Source organism: Nocardioides sp. NPDC006303 (assembly GCF_040613175.1).
Taxonomy (GTDB): domain Bacteria; phylum Actinomycetota; class Actinomycetes; order Propionibacteriales; family Nocardioidaceae; genus Nocardioides.
The window spans coordinates 225350-243529 of record NZ_JBEXRR010000003.1 but is presented as its reverse complement, the minus strand read 5'-3'; the positions used below and the strand labels follow the sequence as shown (position 1 = coordinate 243529).

17 protein-coding genes are annotated in these 18180 nt (G+C 68.5%); 15 read left to right on the top strand and 2 right to left on the bottom strand.

What is annotated here, in order from left to right; all coding sequences use genetic code 11:
- Positions 1–127 precede the first annotated feature (127 nt).
- The 4 genes from dop (at position 128) to prcA (ending at position 3632) form a co-directional block, all read left to right on the top strand.
- Complete coding sequence (gene dop / locus ABZY89_RS04280) at positions 128–1639, top strand: depupylase/deamidase Dop (RefSeq protein WP_355021332.1); 1512 nt, start codon at positions 128–130, stop codon at positions 1637–1639.
- 116 nt (positions 1640–1755) lie between these two features.
- Positions 1756–1953, top strand: coding sequence for a ubiquitin-like protein Pup (locus ABZY89_RS04275; protein ID WP_008356645.1), 198 nt, complete (start codon positions 1756–1758; stop codon positions 1951–1953).
- A gap of 3 nt (positions 1954–1956) precedes the next feature.
- Positions 1957–2793, top strand: coding sequence for a proteasome subunit beta (gene prcB, locus ABZY89_RS04270; RefSeq protein WP_355224903.1), 837 nt, complete (start codon positions 1957–1959; stop codon positions 2791–2793).
- On the top strand, positions 2790–3632 hold the full coding sequence (gene prcA, locus ABZY89_RS04265) for a proteasome subunit alpha (RefSeq protein ID WP_355224902.1): 843 nt from the start codon (positions 2790–2792) through the stop codon (positions 3630–3632). Before prcB ends, prcA begins: the two co-directional genes overlap by 4 nt.
- Before the next feature lie 69 nt (positions 3633–3701).
- Here the strand turns inward: prcA and ABZY89_RS04260 are convergent, their stop codons facing one another.
- Together ABZY89_RS04260 and ABZY89_RS04255 are read right to left on the bottom strand one after the other, a co-directional pair.
- A complete protein-coding gene (locus tag ABZY89_RS04260) occupies positions 3702–4142 on the bottom strand; it encodes a VOC family protein (RefSeq protein WP_355224900.1) in 441 nt (146 codons plus the stop codon).
- Positions 4143–4252: 110 nt separating this feature from the next.
- The gene (locus ABZY89_RS04255) at positions 4253–5764 is read right to left on the bottom strand and encodes a SulP family inorganic anion transporter (RefSeq protein ID WP_355224898.1); all 1512 of its coding nucleotides are present in this window, start codon (positions 5762–5764) and stop codon (positions 4253–4255) included.
- 169 nt (positions 5765–5933) lie between these two features.
- Between ABZY89_RS04255 and pafA the strand changes: the two genes are divergently transcribed.
- The 11 genes from pafA (at position 5934) to ABZY89_RS04200 (ending at position 17969) form a co-directional block, all read left to right on the top strand.
- Positions 5934–7295, top strand: coding sequence for a Pup--protein ligase (pafA, locus tag ABZY89_RS04250; protein ID WP_350658726.1), 1362 nt, complete (start codon positions 5934–5936; stop codon positions 7293–7295).
- Between the two features lie 99 nt (positions 7296–7394).
- Positions 7395–8375 (top strand): FKBP-type peptidyl-prolyl cis-trans isomerase, encoded by a 981-nt coding sequence (locus tag ABZY89_RS04245; protein ID WP_355224895.1) that lies wholly within the window; start codon positions 7395–7397, stop codon positions 8373–8375.
- 51 nt (positions 8376–8426) lie between these two features.
- Complete coding sequence (locus ABZY89_RS04240) at positions 8427–9383, top strand: WYL domain-containing protein (RefSeq protein WP_355224894.1); 957 nt, start codon at positions 8427–8429, stop codon at positions 9381–9383.
- Positions 9380–10387 (top strand): WYL domain-containing protein, encoded by a 1008-nt coding sequence (locus ABZY89_RS04235; RefSeq protein ID WP_355224892.1) that lies wholly within the window; start codon positions 9380–9382, stop codon positions 10385–10387. The genes ABZY89_RS04240 and ABZY89_RS04235 overlap by 4 nt, the downstream gene beginning before the upstream one ends.
- 38 nt (positions 10388–10425) lie before the next feature.
- Entirely contained in the window at positions 10426–10719 is a 294-nt protein-coding gene (gene tatA, locus ABZY89_RS04230; protein WP_141804833.1) for a twin-arginine translocase TatA/TatE family subunit, read from the top strand.
- An 8-nt stretch (positions 10720–10727) separates the two neighbouring features.
- Entirely contained in the window at positions 10728–11573 is an 846-nt protein-coding gene (gene tatC / locus ABZY89_RS04225) for a twin-arginine translocase subunit TatC (protein WP_355224891.1), read from the top strand.
- A gap of 17 nt (positions 11574–11590) precedes the next feature.
- On the top strand, positions 11591–12490 hold the full coding sequence (locus ABZY89_RS04220) for a YegS/Rv2252/BmrU family lipid kinase (RefSeq protein ID WP_355224889.1): 900 nt from the start codon (positions 11591–11593) through the stop codon (positions 12488–12490).
- A 30-nt stretch (positions 12491–12520) separates the two neighbouring features.
- Positions 12521–15313, top strand: coding sequence for a DEAD/DEAH box helicase (locus ABZY89_RS04215; protein WP_355224887.1), 2793 nt, complete (start codon positions 12521–12523; stop codon positions 15311–15313).
- A gap of 137 nt (positions 15314–15450) precedes the next feature.
- Positions 15451–15912 carry a PH domain-containing protein gene (locus tag ABZY89_RS04210; protein ID WP_355224886.1) on the top strand — a complete coding sequence of 154 codons (462 nt, stop codon included), beginning with the start codon at positions 15451–15453 and terminating at the stop codon, positions 15910–15912.
- A gap of 56 nt (positions 15913–15968) precedes the next feature.
- A complete protein-coding gene (locus ABZY89_RS04205) occupies positions 15969–17075 on the top strand; it encodes a ferrochelatase (RefSeq protein WP_355224884.1) in 1107 nt (368 codons plus the stop codon).
- Positions 17076–17108: 33 nt separating this feature from the next.
- Positions 17109–17969 (top strand): inositol monophosphatase family protein, encoded by an 861-nt coding sequence (locus ABZY89_RS04200; RefSeq protein WP_355224883.1) that lies wholly within the window; start codon positions 17109–17111, stop codon positions 17967–17969.
- Positions 17970–18180: the final 211 nt, after the last annotated feature.

Genomic DNA, 18180 nt, shown 5'->3' with positions numbered 1-18180 from the left:
CCCCGGACATCGCGTTTCACTAGCGGTCTCCTCCTGGTGCCGCCCAGCCGAACAACCTCGGGCAAACCTCAGCGTGGCGTATGGATGCTCACGTGCCTTCGTGCACGTGGCCGGTAGCCTTGCAGGCATGAGCGTACGACGGGTGATGGGCACGGAGGTCGAATACGGAATTTCCGTGGCCGGACAGCCCCAGGCCAACCCGATGGTGGCCTCGAGCCAGGTCGTCAATGCGTACGCATCCTCGACATTGAAGGCGAGGAGAGCGCGCTGGGACTTCGAGGAGGAGTCGCCGCTGCGCGACGCGCGCGGCTTCGACATGTCGCGGCAGGTGGCCGATCCCAGCCAGCTCACCGACGAGGATCTCGGGCTGGCCAACGTCATCCTCACCAACGGCGCCCGGCTCTACGTCGACCACGCCCACCCGGAGTTCTCCTGCCCCGAGGTGACCAACCCGCTGGACGCGGTGCGCTGGGACAAGGCCGGTGAGCAGGTGATGCTCGACGCCTCCCGCGCTGCCGCGCGGCTGCCGGGCAACCCGCAGATCCACCTCTACAAGAACAACACCGACAACAAGGGTGTCTCCTACGGTGCGCACGAGAACTTCCTCATGCGCCGCTCGACCGCGTTCGCCGACATCGTCAAGCACCTGACCCCGTTCTTCGTCTCCCGGCAGGTCTTCGCCGGCGCCGGGCGGGTCGGGATCGGCCAGGAGCGCCCCAAGCACGGCTTCCAGATCTCTCAGCGCGCCGACTTCTTCGAGGTCGAGGTCGGGCTGGAGACCACACTCAAGCGGCCGATCATCAACACCCGCGACGAGCCCCACGCCGACCCGGAGAAGTACCGCCGCCTCCACGTGATCCTCGGCGACGCCAATCTCGCCGAGATCTCCACGTACCTCAAGCTCGGGAGTACGTCGCTGGTGCTCGCCATGATCGAGGACGGCTACATCACCCGCGATCTCAGCGTCGACGGCCCGGTCTCGGCGCTGCGCGCGGTCTCCCACGACCCGTCGCTGAAGACGCTGATCACGCTCAAGGACGGTCGCAAGCTGACCGGTGTCCAGCTGCAGATGGAGTATCTGGACCTGGCCAAGAAGTTCGTCGAGGAGCGCTACGGCTCCGACGCCGACTATCAGACCAAGGACGTCCTGGAGCGCTGGGAGTCGGTGCTCGACCGCCTCGAGCGCGACCCGATGGAGTGCGCCACCGAGCTCGACTGGGTGGCCAAGTACAAGCTGCTCCTCGGCTACCGCGACCGTGACGGTCTGGAGTGGGACGACCCAAAGCTCCACCTGATCGACCTGCAGTACGCCGACATCCGCCCCGAGAAGGGCCTCTACCAGCGCCTCGTCCGCGCCGGGCGGATCCAGCGTCTGCTGACCGACGACCTGGTGGAGAAGGCGATGCACGAGCCGCCGACCGACACCAGGGCCTACTTCCGCGGCCGCTGCCTGGAGAAGTACTCCGAGAACGTCGCCGCGGCCAGCTGGGACTCGGTCATCTTCGACCTGCCCGGGCGCGAGTCGCTGCAGCGGGTGCCGACCATCGACCCGCTACGGGGCACCAAGAAGCACGTGGGTGGCCTGCTCGACTCCTCCGAGACCGCCGTCGACCTGTTCAACCGGCTGACCGGTTCCTGAGCGTCGATTGCGACTCGTGCCACATCTCGGCCCAACGTTCGACTTCTGCTTCCTCCCGTAGCGAAATCGGGCATTGTTTCCTCAGGTTTGTCGGTGCTAGTGGATAGGTTGAAGACATGGCACAGGAGCAGAAGCAGCCGAAGAAGTCCTCCGAGACGGAGGAGTCCGTCGAGACCGCGCCCGAGACCGATGTGAATGAGCGCAAGGAAGCGCTTGACTCCGACGTCGACGACATCCTGGACGAGATCGACGACGTCCTGGAGACCAACGCCGAGGACTTCGTGAAGTCCTTCATCCAGAAGGGCGGGCAGTAAGGAATGTCCGAATCCCGTATCCCGGCTGCCTACATGACGCCGGGCACCTCGTCCTTTGCCGATTTTCTGACGGCCCAGTCCCCAGAGCTGCTCCCGCGACGCGACGCCGTTCCGGGCAATCTGAGCGACATCGCCCCGCACGGCACCACGATCGTCGCGGCCACCTTCCCCGGTGGCGTGATCATCGCCGGTGACCGGCGGGCGACCCAGGGCAACCTGATCGCCGAGCGCGACATGCGCAAGGTCTTCCCGTCCGACGAATACTCCGCGGTCGGCATCGCCGGCTCCGCGGGGCTCGCGGTCGAGCTGGTCAAGCTCTTCCAGACCGAGCTGGAGCACTACGAGAAGATCGAGGGCACCACGCTCTCGATCGAGGGCAAGGCCAGCCGGCTCTCCGCCCTCGTCCGGGGCAACCTCCCGATGGCGATGCAGGGCCTGGTCGTGGTGCCGCTCTTCGTCGGGTTCGACCCCGAGGCCGGCGAAGGAAGGATCTATGGGTACGACCCGACCGGCGGCCGCTACGAGCAGACCGGATACTCCGGCGTCGGCTCGGGCTCGCTGTTCGCCAAGGGTGCCCTCAAGAAGCTCTACCGACCCGACCTCGACGAGGCCACGCTGGTCGCGGTTCTGGTCCAGGCGCTCTACGACGCGGCCGACGACGACTCGGCCACCGGTGGCCCTGACCTGTCCCGCAAGCTGTTCCCGCTGGTCCACGTGATCACCGCCGACGGTGGGCGCACGCTGCCCGACGCCGACGTCGCGGCGGTTGCCGAGGCCGTCATCACCGGCAGGCTGCAGCGGCCCGACGGTCCCATCGCCGAGCTGGAGGGTGGCCGATGAGCACTCCTTTTTATGTCTCCCCTGAGCAGCTGATGCGCGACCGCGCGGACTTCGCGCGCAAGGGCATCTCCCGGGGGCGGGCGCTGGTCTCGCTGCAGTACGCCGACGGCATCGTGTTCGCCTCCGAGAACCCTTCGGCGGCGCTGCACAAGGTGAGCGAGATCTACGACCGGATCGCCTTCGCGGCGGTCGGGCGCTACAACGAGTTCGAGAACCTCCGTATCGCCGGGGTGCGGCTGGCCGACATGCGCGGCTATGCCTACGACCGGCGCGACGTCACCGGCCGTGGCCTGGCCAACGCCTACGCCCAGACCCTCGGCACGATCTTCTCCTCGGGTGGGGAGAAGCCCTACGAGGTCGAGCTCTTCGTCGGTGAGATCGGTGACTCCGCCGAGGACGACCAGCTCTACCGGCTCACCTACGACGGCCAGGTCGTCGACGAGCACGGCTTCGCCGCCATCGGTGGTGCCGCCGAGGCTGTGGGTGGATATCTCAAGGAGCGTTACACCGAGGGTGCCTCGCTCGAGGACGCCATCAAGCTGGCGGTCGCCGCGCTCGGTCACACCGACACCGACGACCGCGAGATCGCCGCCAAGGACCTCGAGGTCGCGGTCCTCGACCGCAACCGCACCCAGCCGCGCAAGTTCCGCAGGATCCGACCGGCGACGCTGCTCGAGATCCTCGGCGCTGCCGTCGCGACCCCGGTGGTCGAGCCGGCCGAGCCGGCCGCCGTCGAGCCGCCCGCCGACAAGCCGGCGGAGAAGCCGGTCAGCGACGCGCCGTTGGCCCCGCCGGCCGACGACGACGGCGAGCCGCCGATCGCCCCGCCGCTCGACTGAGTCCAGAGACGTGGGAGTGCTGCGGTCACCTGGTGTGGCCTCAGCACTCCCACGTCGCATTTCCAGGCGTCAGCCGATCTGATCCGAGAGTGAGACGACGATGCCTTCGGGTCCGCGGACGTACGCCATCCGCACGATGTCCTCGTAGACGCCGACCCCGCCGACCAACCCGTAGCCGTCCTTCGCCAGCTCCGCGAGGACCGCGTCGAGGTCGTCGACCTGGAAGCAGACGTTGCGCAGACCCAGCATGTTGGCCATCGCCTCGGGCGTGCCGGGCACATCGTCGGGACGTACGAACCGGGCGAGCTCGAGAGTGGTGTCGCCGCCCGGAGGGCGCAGCATCACGACCTCGCAGCGTGCCCCGGGGATCCCGCAGACGGTGTCGATGAACTCGCCCTCGACGAACGTACGTCCCTCGATCTCCAGGCCCAGGCCGACGAAGAAATCCGTGACCAGGTCGATGTCGGCGACGGTGATGCCGATGTGGTCGAACTTCAACAGGTGTGTCATGACTGCCATCCTCGTACTGTGCTCGTCGTTGTGGCGGGTGCCTTCGACGAGGGAACGAGGCCGGCGCGCCGATCTCTACATGGTGCGCGGCACGAATTCGAGTGCCGAGGTCAGCGACCGCTGAGCTGACCGGTCAGCCGCTCGTGCCGATCGGCGCTGGACGGGTTCAGGCCGACGATGCGTACGGACTTGTTCTTGGCCTCGTACTTGTGGGTGATCGCGTCGAGCGTCGCGACCGTTGAAGCGTCCCAGATGTGGGAGTCGGAGAGGTCGATGACGATCTCGTCGGGGTCGTCGGCGTACTCGAACTGGGTGTAGAGGTCGTTGCTGGAGGCGAAGAAGAGCTCGCCGGTGACCCGGTAGACGGCCCTCATGCTGCCGTCGGCGTCCTCGACGAGCTCCCGGTGCGTGTGGGTCAGATGGGCGACGCGGCGCGCGAAGAGGGTCATCGCCACCAGGACCCCGACGATGACGCCGATCGCGAGGTTGCGGGTCGCGACGGTGACCGCAACGGTCGTGAGCATCACCACCGTCTCCGAGAGCGGCATCCGCCGCAGGGTGGCGGGCCGGACCGAGTGCCAGTCGAAGGCGCTGACCGAGACCATGATCATCACCGCGACCAAGGCGGCCATCGGGATCAGCGCCACGGTGTCGCCGAAGCCGACGACCAGGATGAGCAGGAAGACGCCGGCGAGGAAGGTGGACAGGCGCGTACGGGCGCCGGAGACCTTCACATTGATCATCGTCTGACCGACCACCGCGCAGCCGCCCATGCCGCCGAAGAAGCCGGTGATCAGGTTCGCCAGACCCTGGGCGCCGGCCTCGCGCGTCTTGTCGGAGTGGGTGTCGGTGATGTCGTCGACGAGCTTGGCGGTCAGCAGCGACTCGAGCAGGCCGACCAGCGCCATGCCGAGGGCGTAAGGGGCGATGATCTGAAGGGTGTCGAGGGTGAGAGGTACGTCGGGGAGGAACCAGGTCGGCAGGCTGTCGGGCAGCTTGCCCTGGTCGCCGACGTTCGGCACGTCGACCGCGCCGATGACGGTGAAGGCGGTGAGCGCGACGATCGCTACCAACGGGGCCGGGATCACCTTGTTGATCCGCGGGAATCCGACGATGACGGCGATGCCGACGGCGATCATCGGGTAGACCGCCCAGGGCACGTCGACCATGTGGACGATCTGCGCCTCGAGGACGAGGATCGCGAGCGCGTTGACGAAGCCGACCATCACCGAGCGGGGGAGGAAGCGCATAAGCCGGGCCACCCCGGCCAGCGCCAGCCCGATCTGGATCAGGCCGCCCAGGAGCACCGTCGCGATCAGGTAGTCATAGCCGTGGTCCCGCATCACCGGCGCGATCACCAGCGCGACCGCGCCGGTGGCCGCCGAGATCATCGCCGGCCTCCCGCCGAGGAAGGAGATGGCCACCGCCATCGTGAACGAGGCGAACAGCCCGACCCGTGGGTCGACCCCGGCGATGATCGAGAACGAGATCGCCTCGGGGATCAGCGCGAGTGCGACGACGAGACCCGCCAGTACCTCCGTACGCAGCAGCCGCGGCGAACGCAGCGCAGCGAGGACGCCCGGCTGGTTGCCGGCGGAGGACGAAGACGGCGGTGAGGGCACGAGCCGCAATCCTAGGGCTGGCCGTCCTCGTCGCCGGCTTTGTGAGCGATGTGAGATTCGACCCTTCCGGCGCCGGCTCGCGGCGGGGCGTGCCGGTGGACGGCGCGCCCCGCCGTGTCGTACCTCTGAACGCCTCCGGAGTGACCGTCGACGGTCTAGGGTTTCAGGTATGGACAGGCGCATCTTCGGCATCGAGAACGAGTACGGCGTGACCTGCACGTTCCGCGGCCAGCGGCGGCTGAGCCCGGACGAGGTGGCCCGCTATCTCTTCCGCAAGGTCGTGAGCTGGGGCCGCAGCTCGAACGTGTTCCTCAGGAACGGCGCGAGGCTCTACCTCGACGTCGGCTCCCACCCCGAGTACGCCACGCCCGAGTGCGACGACGTGGTCTCGGTCGTCACCCACGACAAGGCGGGGGAGCGGATCCTGGAGGGCCTGCTCCTCGACGCCGAGCAGCGGCTGCACGACGAGGGCATCGCCGGCGACATCTACCTGTTCAAGAACAACACCGACTCGGCCGGCAACTCCTACGGCTGCCACGAGAACTACATGGTCAGCCGCGCCGGGGAGTTCTCCAAGCTCGCCGACGTGCTCATCCCGTTCCTGGTCACCCGCCAGCTGATCGTCGGCGCCGGCAAGGTCACCCACACCCCGCGGGGTGCCGGGTTCGCGGTCTCCCAGCGTGCCGAGCACATCTGGGAGGGCGTGTCGTCGGCGACAACCAGGTCCCGGCCGATCATCAACACCCGCGACGAGCCGCACGCGGACGCCGAGAAGTACCGGCGCCTGCACGTCATCGTCGGTGACTCGAACATGTCCGAGACCACCACGATGCTCAAGATCGCGAGCTGCCACCTGGTGCTGCGGATGATCGAGGAGGGCGTCGTCATGCGGGACATGACGATGGAGAACCCGATCCGCGCCATCCGCGAGATCGCCCACGACCTCACCGGCCGCCGCAAGGTGCGGCTGGCCAACGGCCGCGAGGCCAGCGCCCTGGACATCCAGAACGAATACCTCTCCAAGGCGCGCGAGTTCGTCGACCGCCGGGAGATCACCGACCCGACCATGATCGCCGCCCTCGACCTGTGGGAGCGCGGCCTGAAGGCGATCGAGTCCGACGACCTCTCGCTGGTCGACCGCGAGATCGACTGGGTGATCAAGTGGAAGCTGATCGACCGCTACCGCGCCAAGCACGGCCTTCCGCTTGGCCACGCGCGCGTCGCTCAGCTCGACCTCGCCTACCACGACATCCACCGCAACCGCGGCCTCTACTACCTGCTGGAGAAGAAGGGCGCGGTCAAGCGGGCGACCACCGACCTGAAGATCTTCGAGGCCAAGTCGGTGCCGCCGCAGACCACCCGTGCGCGGCTCCGCGGCGAGTTCATCAAGAAGGCGCAGGAGCGCCGCCGCGACTTCACCGTCGACTGGGTCCACCTCAAGCTCAACGACCAGGCCCAGCGCACCGTGCTGTGCAAGGACCCGCTCAAGGCGTACGACGAGCGCGTCCAGCGGCTGATCGACGGCATGTGACACCTCTGCCGGGGTGGCTTCGCTGCGGGGTAACCACCGGGCGGATATGGTGTGCTCCGCTGTCGTCTATCTCTATTTCACGTCACGAAGGTTTGCACTGTGCCCACTGCTCCTCGGCCTCGTCTGCGCCACGCGCTGAGCGCGCTGGCCGTCACCCTGCTCATCCCGGCTCTGGTCGCCTGCGGCGGCGAGGAGAAGACGGGGTACGGCGACGAGACCGTCTCCGGCTTCGACGGCGCCACGGTCTCGGCCTCGGTCGACAAGGCGCCCACGCTGAAGTGGGAGTCCGCGATCGCCTACCCCAAGGACCCCAAGGTCAAGACGCTGACCGAGGGCAAGGGTGAGGAGATCCCGGAGGGTCGCGGCGTGTTCGCCAAGATCTACATCGGCAACGCCACCACCCTGGACAAGGAGTGGGCCTACGAGAGCCAGGCGCCCGAGGGTGAGGAGCTCCCGGCGGAGAAGCCGTGGAGCACGATCCTGAAGGACGCCAAGGTCGGCGACAGGATCGAGGCCATCGTCGGCTCGGCCGATCTGCTCGGCGAGGGCGGCAACCCGCAGATGGGCATCGGCAACCACGACACGCTGCTGGTCGTCGTCGACGTGGTGAAGCCTGCCGCCGACAAGACGCCGGAGGACGTCGACGCCTCCGAGTTCCCGAAGGTCGTCGAGAAGAACGGCAAGCCGACCGGGTTCGACTTCACCGGCATCGCCAAGCCGAAGGCCGACGACGGGCTCAAGCGGGCCATCGTCACCGAGGGCGACGGCGAGGAGATCACCACCGACCAGACGGTCACCGCCAACTACCTCGGCATGACCTACGGCGCGAAGAAGCCCTTCGACGAGAGCTTCAGCAAGGAGGCCGTGCCGTTCGCCCTCAACCAGGTGGTCGCGGGCTGGACCAACGGCCTGGAGGGCGTCAAGGTCGGCAGCCGTGTTCTGCTGCAGATCCCGCCGGAGCTGGGCTACGGTGCAGAGGAGAAGCCGGGCCAGGGCGGCACGCCGGGGATCCCGGCCAACAGCACGCTCTACTTCGTCATCGACGTCGTCAAGGCCGAAGCCACCCCGGCGCCGCAGTAGAAGAGTCTCTAGGGGGAGAACACCGTGGCGGCGGGTAAGACCGAGCGGTTGATGAACCTGCTCATCATGCTGCTCGTGCAGCGTGACAACGTGTCGAAGGAGCGGATCCGCGAGGTCCTCTACCCGTCGTCCCACGGTGAGGCGTTCGAGAAGATGTTCGAGCGCGACAAGGAGGAGCTGCGCAGCCTCGGTGTGCCGATCGAGACCGGGGTGATCGACTCCTTCTTCGAGGACGAGATCGGTTACCGGGTCAGCCCCGAGCAGTTCGCGCTGCCGCCGATCACCCTCGAGGCCGACGAGCTCGCCGTGGTCGCCCTGGCCACCAGGGTCTGGGAGAACGCCTCGATGGCGGAGGCGACCACGGAGGCCGTACGCAAGCTCAACGCCGCCGGGCTCGAGACCGACGTCTCGGCGCTGGAGATCGTCCAGCCCCGGCTGGCCGCGGAGGAGGGCTCCTTCGACGTCTTCGTGGCCGCGACCCAGGACCGGCAGATCGTCGAGTTCGACTACCGCGGGTCGCGGGCGGCCGAGCCCTCCCATCGACGGCTGCAGCCGTGGGGCGTGGTGCGCTACTCGGGCCGCTGGTACGCCGTCGGCCACGACGTCGACCGCGACGACACCCGCATCTTCCGGCTCTCCCGCGTCCTGGGGGAGGCTCGGGCGGCCGGCGAGTTCGATGCCTTCGAGGTGCCGGGCGAGGTGGACGTACGCGATATCGCACGGACTCTGGCGCCGGCACCGCCTACGGGGAAGGCCGTCCTGCTGCTGCGGCAGGGGAGCGGCTACACCCTCCGCAGGGCGGCCGACTCCACCGAGTCCGGGGTGACGGGACCCGACGGCAGCGACGACTGGGACCGCGTCGTGCTGACCCGGGTCCCGGCCGACCTGGTCGGGGCGGTGCTGGGGCACGGCCCCGACGCCTACGTCGAGGAGCCCGACGACCTGCGCCGCGAGGTCGGGACGCGGCTGGAGCAGCTGGTCGCGCGCCTGGACGGAGCCGCAGGATGAGTGCGACGGGTGCGAGCGGTGCCAAGGGCCAGGTCGGGCGTCTGCTGACGTTGGTGCCCTACCTCTACTCCCAAGAGGACGACGTACGCCTCGACAAGGCGGCCGCCGACCTCGGCGTCGAGGAGAAGCAGCTGGTCAAGGATCTGCAGGTGCTCTTCATGTGCGGCCTGCCCGGCGGCTATCCCGACGACCTGATCGACGTCGACATCGACGCGCTGACCGAGCCCGACGGCGACCGGGTCATCCGGATCTCCAACGCCGACTACCTCGACCGCCAGCTGCGGCTGACCCCGATCGAGGCCACCGCCGTGATCGTCGCGCTGCGCGCGCTGCGCGGCGGAGCGGTGAGCGCGGAGACGAAGGAGGTCGTCGACCGTACGCTGGCCAAGCTCGAGCAGGCGGCCGCCGAGGGCGCCGCGGCGCGCGTCGACCCCGGCGAGGAGCTGGTCGACACCTCGCTCGTCCAGATCCATGCCGCGATCGCGACCGCGATCGACCAGGGCCGCCAGGTACGCATCGACTACTGGGTCCCGGCACGCGACGAGGAGTCCTCGCGGGTCATCGATCCGCGCGCGCTGGTCTCGATCCGCGACATCGAGTATCTCGACGCCTGGTGTCACACCGCCGAGGCGCCGCGCAGCTTCCGCCTCGACCGGATCAGAGGCGCCGAGGTGCTCGACACCCCGGTGGCCACCGACCCGGAGGACGGCGCGAGCGCCGAGGACGCGGCCGGGTTGCTGGAGCGTACGGACTACGGCACGGTCGTCCGGGTGCGGCTGGCTCCGGAGGCCCGCTGGGTCGGTGAGTACTACTCGGTGATCGACCCGGTCGAGCTGCCCGACGGCGGGCTCGAGGTGGGGCTGCGGGTCTACGACCAGCGCTGGCTCACCCGCTTCCTGCTCCGGCTCGCGCCCTACGCCGAGATGATCGAGCAGGAAGAGTTCACTGAATCGTTTGCCGCGTCTGCGCGGCAGGCACTCGGCCTGTACCGTACGGGCGCGTAGACTTCTGGCGTTCCCCCTAGACGTAGATGAGGTAGTTCATGTTCACTCCATTGATCGGTATGCCGCAGGGAGCCGAGTGGCTCATCATCTTGGCGATCGTCATCCTCGTCTTCGGCGCCGCCAAGCTTCCTGAGCTCGCCCGCGGCACCGGTCAGGCGCTGCGTATCTTCAAGACCGAGACCAAGGGGCTTCGCGACGAGGACGAGAAGGAGAAGGGCGACAAGGCCGAGAAGCCGGCCGAGCTGACCGCCTCCGAGCAGGAGCGGATCGCCGAGCTCGAGCGTCGTGAGGCCGAGATCAAGGCCGAGCGCGAGCGCCTCTCCGGCAACTGAGGCCGACCTTGTCCATCGCCGGTGTTGTCGCGATCTTCAGCGGCACCCCCAAGCACCCCATCGGCGACGACGGCCGGATGGCGCTCTCCGACCACCTGCGTGAGCTCCGCGCGCGGGTGATCAAGGCATCCCTGGCCCTGGTCGTCGGGTTCGTCGTCGCGCTGTTCTTCTTCGAGCAGCTCTTCGACCTGGTCATGGACCCGTACCTCCAGGCCGTCAAGATGATGGACCAGGAGGGCGGCGCCGCCTCGCTGAGCTCCGTCAACGGCGCCGCAGGCGGCTTCATGCTCTACCTGAAGCTGTGCGGCCTGGCCGCGTTCATCGGCACCGCGCCGATCTGGCTCTACCAGATCTGGGCGTTCCTGATGCCCGGCCTGCACGCCCACGAGAAGAAGATGTCGAGGATCTTCGTGGCCGTCGCCGGCCCGCTCTTCCTCCTCGGTGTCCTGCTCGGCTACGTCACCTTGCCCAAGGGCCTGGAGATCCTGTTCGCCTTCGTCCCTGACGGCCTGACGAACATCGTCGAGTTCAGCGAATACCTCAGCTTCCTGAGCCGTACGCTGCTGGTCTTCGGCATCGCCTTCGAGATCCCGGTCTTCGTGATCCTGCTCAACCGGATCGGGGTCCTGCCCGGTGCCGCCCTGGGCAAGTATCGCGCCTGGATCATCGTCGGCTCCTTCGTCTTCGCCGCCGTCGCGACGCCGTCGGGTGACCCGTTCACGATGACGATCATGGCGGGCCCGATGGTCGTTCTCTTCGGGATCTCCGAGGTCATCGCCCGGGCGCACGACAAGCGGAAGGCCAGCAAGCGCAAGGACATGATCGGGGATCCTGACGTCCCGTCGGTGATCTGACCACTAGTCTTCACCGGGTGACGCGCCAGATCGCCCTGCTCGCCAATCCCACCGCCGGCCGTGGCCACGCCGACCAGATCCTCGATGCGGTCACCGCGAGGCTGGTGGCCTCGGGGGCCACGGTCGAGCACCTGATCGGCGACGACGCCGAGCATGCTCTCGAGCTGGCCCGGAAGGCGGCGGCCGACGGGGTCGACACGGTCGTGACCCTCGGCGGCGACGGCATGGTCCACGTCGCGGTCCAGGCACTGGCCGAGACCGAGGTCAGCCTCGGCGTCGTCCCGCTCGGGACGGGCAACGATTTCGCGCGGGCGCTCGGGATCCCGGCCGGAGACCCGCTGGCGGCCGCCGACGTGGTCGTACGCAACCACCCCCGTCGCATCGACCTGGGTCGCAGCGGGGACACCTGGTTCGCGACCGTCCTGGCGGCCGGGTTCGACGCAGCGGTCAACGAGCGGGCCAACGCGATGAGGTGGCCCCACGGCGACCTTCGCTACACGCTCGCCGCGCTGTCGGTGATCCGCAGCTGGAAGCCGGTGCCCTACCGGCTCGAGATCGAGGACGCGACCGGCGCGACCGCGGTCCGCGAGCAGGAGGCGATGCTGCTGGCGATCGCCAACACCGAGTCGTACGGGGGAGGCCTGCGGATCGCGGCGGACTGCGACCCAGCCGACGGCCTGCTGGACGCCATCCTCATCAAGCCGGTCTCGCGGCTGGAGTTCCTGCGCGTCTTCCCGGGCGTACGCCAGGCCAAGCACCTCACCCATCCGGCCTTCGAACGCATCCGCGCACGCCGGATCAAGGCCTCGGCTCCCGGTGTGATCGCCTACAGCGACGGGGAGCGCCTCGGGCCGCTGCCGCTCGACGTCGAGTGCGTGCCGTCCGCTCTCGGCGTACTGGTGCCACCGCGCGCCTGATTGTCGGTGTCGGTCGATAGGCTCGGGGCCATGGACGCCTCGCCAGCGGAGAAGTACGCCGCTTTCAAGCGTGACAAGGACTTCCCCGTCTTCCGGGACTTTGCCTCGCTCTACGACTTCGGGCTCGACGACTTCCAGGTCGAGGCGTGCAAGGAGATCGAACAAGGCAAGGGCGTTCTGGTCGCCGCGCCGACCGGGTCGGGCAAGACGATCGTCGGTGAGTTCGCCATCCACCTGGCGCTCGCGACCGGCCGCAAGGCGTTTTACACGACCCCGATCAAGGCGCTCTCCAACCAGAAGTACAACGACCTGGTCAAGCGCTACGGCCCCGACCAGGTCGGCCTGCTGACCGGCGACAACGTCGTCAACGGCGAGGCGCCGGTCGTGGTGATGACCACCGAGGTGCTGCGCAACATGCTCTACGCGGGCTCGCAGACCCTGATGGGACTCGGGTTCGTGGTCATGGACGAGGTCCACTACCTCGCCGACCGCTCCCGCGGCGCGGTCTGGGAGGAGGTCATCATCCACCTGCCCGAGTCGGTCTCGGTCGTCTCGCTGAGCGCGACCGTCTCCAACGCCGAGGAGTTCGGAGAGTGGCTCACCACGGTGCGTGGTGAGACCACCACGATCATCGAGGAGAAGCGGCCGGTTCCGCTCTACCAGCACGTGATGGCCGGCCGGCGGATCATGGATCTGTTCGCCTCCTCCGACGTCGACGCGGCGGCCGGGTTCGTCAAGGAGGGCGCCCCGGTCAACGGCGAGCTGATGAGGCTGGCGCGCGACGACTGGGCGGCCGGACGGATGACCGACCGGCGTACGCCCAAGGACAAGCGCAAGGGCCGTGACTCTTCTGGGGGCAACCGGCGCGTGGGCAACGGGAGGCGGGTCTGGATCCCGTCGCGCGTGGAGGTCATCACTGCCCTGCAGCGTGACAACCTGCTCCCCGCGATCAACTTCGTCTTCTCCCGGGTCGGCTGCGACGCCGCGGTCGGCCAGTGCATCCAGGCCAACCTGCGGCTGACCACGCCCGACGAGCGCGACGAGATCTTCGCCTACGTCGAGGAGGCCTGCGCCGACCTGCCCGACGAGGACCGGCACGTCCTCGGCTACCACGACTGGATCGACGGCCTCTCCCGCGGCGTCGCCGCCCACCACGCCGGGCTGCTGCCGGCGTTCAAGCAGGTCGTCGAGGAGCTGTTCCTGCGCGGCCTGGTGAAGGCTGTCTTCGCCACCGAGACCCTCGCGCTGGGCATCAACATGCCCGCCCGCACGGTGGTCATCGAGAAGCTCTCGAAGTGGAACGGCGAGGCCCACGTCAACCTCTCGCCGGGGGAGTACACCCAGCTCGTCGGCCGTGCCGGCCGTCGCGGCCTCGACGTCGAGGGCCACGGCGTCGTGCTCTGGCAGCAGGGGCTCAACCCGCGCGAGCTCGCTGGCCTCGCATCGACGCGCACCTATCCGCTGCGGTCGAGCTTCAGGCCGTCGTACAACATGGCGGTCAACCTGGTGCACCAGTTTGGCCGGGCGCGCTCGCGCGAGCTGCTGGAGCAGTCGTTCGCTCAGTTCCAGGCCGACAAGGCGGTCGTCGGGCTGGCCCGCCAGGTGAGGAAGGCGGAGGACGCGCTCGACGGTTACCAGGAGGCGGCGACGTGTGACCGCGGTGACTTCATGGAGTACGCCGCGATCCGCCGCAAGATCTCCGACGTCGAGAAGTCCTCCTCCCGCGAGCGGCGTGCCGACCGACGCGACGAGATCATCGAGTCGCTCTCGAAGCTGAAGATCGGTGACGTGATCGACGTGCCGACGGGCAAGTTCGCCGGCTATGCCGTCGTCGTCGACCCGGGCTTCGACCCCGAAGGGCCGCGTCCCTACGTGATCACCCAGGACCGGCAGGCCCGGCGCCTGGCGATGATGGACTTCAACGTGCCGATCGTCGCCCAGACCCGGCTGCGGGTGCCGAAGTCGTTCAACGGCCGCAACCCGCAGATGCGCCGCGACATGGCCTCCCGGCTGCGGGAGAAGACCCGCGACCTGCGACCGGTGCCGTATGAGGGTTCGCCGACCGCCCGCAAGGAGCGCAAGAGCTCGGCCGAGACCCAGATCTCCGCGCTGCGGCGCGAGCTGAAGATGCACCCCTGCCACGACTGCCCCGACCGCGAGGACCACGCCCGCTGGGCCGAGCGCTGGTTCAAGCTGTCGCGCGACACCGACACGCTGCGCCGCCGGGTGGAAGCGCGCACCAACACGGTGGCTCGCACCTTCGACCGGGTCTGCGAGGTGCTGGTCGCGCTCGACTACCTCGAGGGTGAGACGGTCACCGAGCGCGGCACCCACCTGATGCGGCTCTACTCCGAGATGGACCTGGTCGCTGCCGAGGCGCTCCGCGAAGGCCTCTGGGACGACCTGACCCCCTCCGAGCTCGCCGCTGCCCTCTCGGTGCTGGTCTACGAGGCCCGTCGCGCCGACGACGCCACCCCGCCCCGCCTCCCCGGCGGCCGGGTCAAGGACGTCATCGCCGAGACCGTACGGCTGTGGGGCCAGCTCGACGCCCTCGAGCGCGACCACAAGCTCGACTTCCTCCGCCAGCCCGACCTCGGCTTCGCCTGGGCCGCCTACCGGTGGGCCGAGGGCGACGAGCTCGACGACGTCCTCAGCGAGGTCGAGCTCGCCGCCGGCGACTTCGTCCGCTGGGTCAAGCAGCTCATCGACCTCTGCGGCCAGGTCGCCGACGCCGCCGGCGACACCCCCCTCCGCCGCACCGCAAGGCAGACCATGGACCTGATCAAGCGAGGCGTAGTCGCCTACTCATCCGTCGTCGAATAACGCCGAGACGTCAGTTTCTGACGCCGAGAAGTCGATTCCCGGGCGCGGAGAATCGACTCTTGGCGCCCGATTTCTGACGCCTCGGCGAGGTCTTGCGTTCCGAGGACACCGATCACTGGGATGGCTAGGGTCAGCGCGTGCAGAAGCAAGAGAAGGTGGTCGCCTTCGTCGGACGATCGTGGGCGGTCCATCTCGGCGTCGGGCTTGCGTGGGGAATGGCGATCTGGACGGTGATGTTCCTCGCATCCCGCGGCGTGGTCGCGTTCTCGCTGGGCCCCGTGATGGGGATCCTCTTCGTCGCAGGTGCTGTCATCTTCACGCTGTGGTACCTGGCCTCCCGATCCCGGTTGGAGATCGATGCCGAGGGGCTGCGGCTGTCTGGTCCGTTGGGTTCACGGGTGATTCCCTGGTCGGATCTCACCGTCGTCGAGCCGTCCTGGGCCTGGCAGTGGGTACGTTGCCGCGATGCTGCTGGTCGTGCGACGGTGCGGCTGACGTCCTCGAGGCTCTACCCACGCCTGCAGCACCAGATCCAGCGAGACAACCAAGAGTTGGCCACCCGGCTCTGGTACGCGGGTCCAGCGAGCAGAGGCGGATGACCGCGCCGGACGTGGCCGTTTCGTCGGTGGCGTACCTGGTGAAATAGCATGAGCGGGTGGATGTCTCTCCCTACGATGCTCTGCTGTTCGTCTCTTTCGGGGGGCCGGAGAAGACCGAGGACGTGGTGCCGTTCCTGGAGAACGTGACCCGGGGGCGGGGGATCCCGCGGGAGCGGCTGGTCGAGGTGGGGCAGCACTACTTCGATCGCGGCGGGAAGTCGCCGATCAACGACCAGAACCGGGCCTTCCTGGCGGCGCTGCGCAGCGACCTGGCGGAGAACGGGATCGACCTGCCGGTCTACTGGGGCAACCGCAACTGGGATCCCTACCTGAGCGACACGGTCGCGCAGATGCGGGCCGACGGGATCAAGCGGGCGGCGGTCTTCGCGACCAGCGCCTACTCGTCCTACTCCTCGTGCCGGCAGTACCGCGAGAACCTCTTCGAGGCGTGCGACAGGAGCGGCGACGTCGAGAGCGCGCCGGTGCTCGACAAGCTGCGGCGCTACTACAACCACCCGGGCTTCGTGGCACCCGTCGTCGACGGTGTGCTCGCCTCCCTCGAGGACCTGCCCGAGGACGAGCGTGATGGCGCGCGGATCCTCTTCGTGACCCACTCGATCCCGACCTCGATGAACGACAACGCCGGCCCCGACGGCAACGCGTACGTCGCCCAGCACCTCGACGTCGCCGAGGTGATCGCCGAGCAGGTCGCGCAGCGGCGCGGGGTCACCCACGAGTGGGACCTCGTCTACTGCAGCCGCTCCGGCGCCCCGCACATCCCCTGGCTCGAGCCCGACGTGAACGACCACCTCGAGGACCTGGCGAGCAAGAATGTCACCGCTGTCGTGATGTGCCCGGTCGGCTTCGTCTCCGACCACATGGAGGTCGTCTACGACCTCGACACCGAGGCCATGGCCACCGCCGAGAAGCTCGGGATCCACGCCCGCCGCAGCCCGACCGCGGGAGAGGACCCGCGCTTCGTCGCTGCCGTACGCGAGCTGCTCCTCGAACGTGCCGCTGCGGAGCGTGGGCAGGCCCCTGAGCGGCCTACCGTGGGTGACCTGGGCCCCGGGCCCGACCGCTGCCCCGCGGGCTGCTGCTTCAACCAGCGCTCGCAGCTGCCGACCCTGTCCGGAGAGGACTCGCCCCAGTACTCCGAGTGATCAGCTGATCGGCCGCGGCATAGGGTCGGCCCCATGACAGAGCATCCAGCGCCGGCTCAGCCCGCCCCCAAGTCCGGAGACCTGCTCGCGCTCGCGGTGGCGACCGCCCGCGCGGCCGCCGATCTCGTTCGCGAGCGGGCCGCCGGCGTGGTCGAGGTGGCGGCCACGAAGTCGACCGTGACCGATGTGGTCACCGAGGCAGACCGGGACACCGAGGCGCTGATCCGGCGGCTGATCTCCCAGGAGCGTCCGGAGGACGCCTTCTTCGGTGAGGAGGGCGAGGAGACGATGGGCACCAGCGGGGTTCGCTGGATCGTCGACCCGATCGACGGCACCGTCAACTTCCTCTACGGCCTTCCGAGCTACGCGGTCTCGATCGCGGCCGAGTACGCCGGCGAGGTCGTCGCCGGTGCGGTCGTGGACGTGCCCCGCGGCACCCTCTACGCCGCCTTCCGGCAGCCCGACGGATCGGTCGCCGCGGTCAAGAACGGCGAGCCCATCAGCGTACGTCAGCCCGCCGGGCTCGGGCAGCGGCTGATCGCCACCGGGTTCTCCTACGACGCCGAGCTCCGCCGGGTTCAGGCCGAAGCACTGGTCCGGTTCCTGCCGGTCGTACGTGACGTTCGTCGCATCGGCTCGGCGGCTCTGGACATCTGCGGGGTGGCCGAGGGAACCCTCGACGGCTACCTCGAAGAGGGGCTGCACCTGTGGGACCATGCCGCGGCCGGCCTGGTCGCGGAAGCCGCCGGTGCTCGTTGGGAGGCGACGACCGGCATCGGCGGTCGCCGGTTCGTGATCGTCGCACCAGCCCACGGCTACGATGAACTACGGAAAGCGGCTGTTCAGGCCGGTTTTCTGCCAGTTGACTCGCTCCCGGGTGTCGTACCCGACTGAAAGCCGCTGGTTGATGTAGATCTATGACCGGCCGGGGGCCGGGAAGGTCCCGGAGCCCCGTCGGTACAGCCGCGTTCACCCACCCGAAACTCACTGCTCATCTATACCCGTGATAGGGAATACCGCCAGATGACAGAACGTTTCGGCGACGCGGATCCGGTTGAGTGTGCGAAATCCGCGTTGATGGTGCACAATCACGGGCCGTGCCGCT

Bases quoted from the DNA above. Each gene is read 5' to 3' on its own strand.
- ABZY89_RS04260 (WP_355224900.1), bottom strand. From the start codon at position 4,142: ATGACACACCTGTTGAAGTTCGACCACATCGGCATCACCGTCGCCGAC.
- ABZY89_RS04235 (WP_355224892.1), top strand. From the start codon at position 9,380: ATGAGTGCGACGGGTGCGAGCGGTGCCAAGGGCCAGGTCGGGCGTCTG.
- prcA (WP_355224902.1), top strand. From the start codon at position 2,790: ATGAGCACTCCTTTTTATGTCTCCCCTGAGCAGCTGATGCGCGACCGC.
- pafA (WP_350658726.1), top strand. From the start codon at position 5,934: ATGGACAGGCGCATCTTCGGCATCGAGAACGAGTACGGCGTGACCTGC.
- ABZY89_RS04200 (WP_355224883.1), top strand. From the start codon at position 17,109: ATGACAGAGCATCCAGCGCCGGCTCAGCCCGCCCCCAAGTCCGGAGAC.
- prcB (WP_355224903.1), top strand. From the start codon at position 1,957: ATGTCCGAATCCCGTATCCCGGCTGCCTACATGACGCCGGGCACCTCG.
- ABZY89_RS04240 (WP_355224894.1), top strand. From the start codon at position 8,427: ATGAACCTGCTCATCATGCTGCTCGTGCAGCGTGACAACGTGTCGAAG.
- ABZY89_RS04215 (WP_355224887.1), top strand. From the start codon at position 12,521: ATGGACGCCTCGCCAGCGGAGAAGTACGCCGCTTTCAAGCGTGACAAG.
- ABZY89_RS04275 (WP_008356645.1), top strand. From the start codon at position 1,756: ATGGCACAGGAGCAGAAGCAGCCGAAGAAGTCCTCCGAGACGGAGGAG.
- dop (WP_355021332.1), top strand. From the start codon at position 128: ATGAGCGTACGACGGGTGATGGGCACGGAGGTCGAATACGGAATTTCC.
- tatA (WP_141804833.1), top strand. From the start codon at position 10,426: ATGTTCACTCCATTGATCGGTATGCCGCAGGGAGCCGAGTGGCTCATC.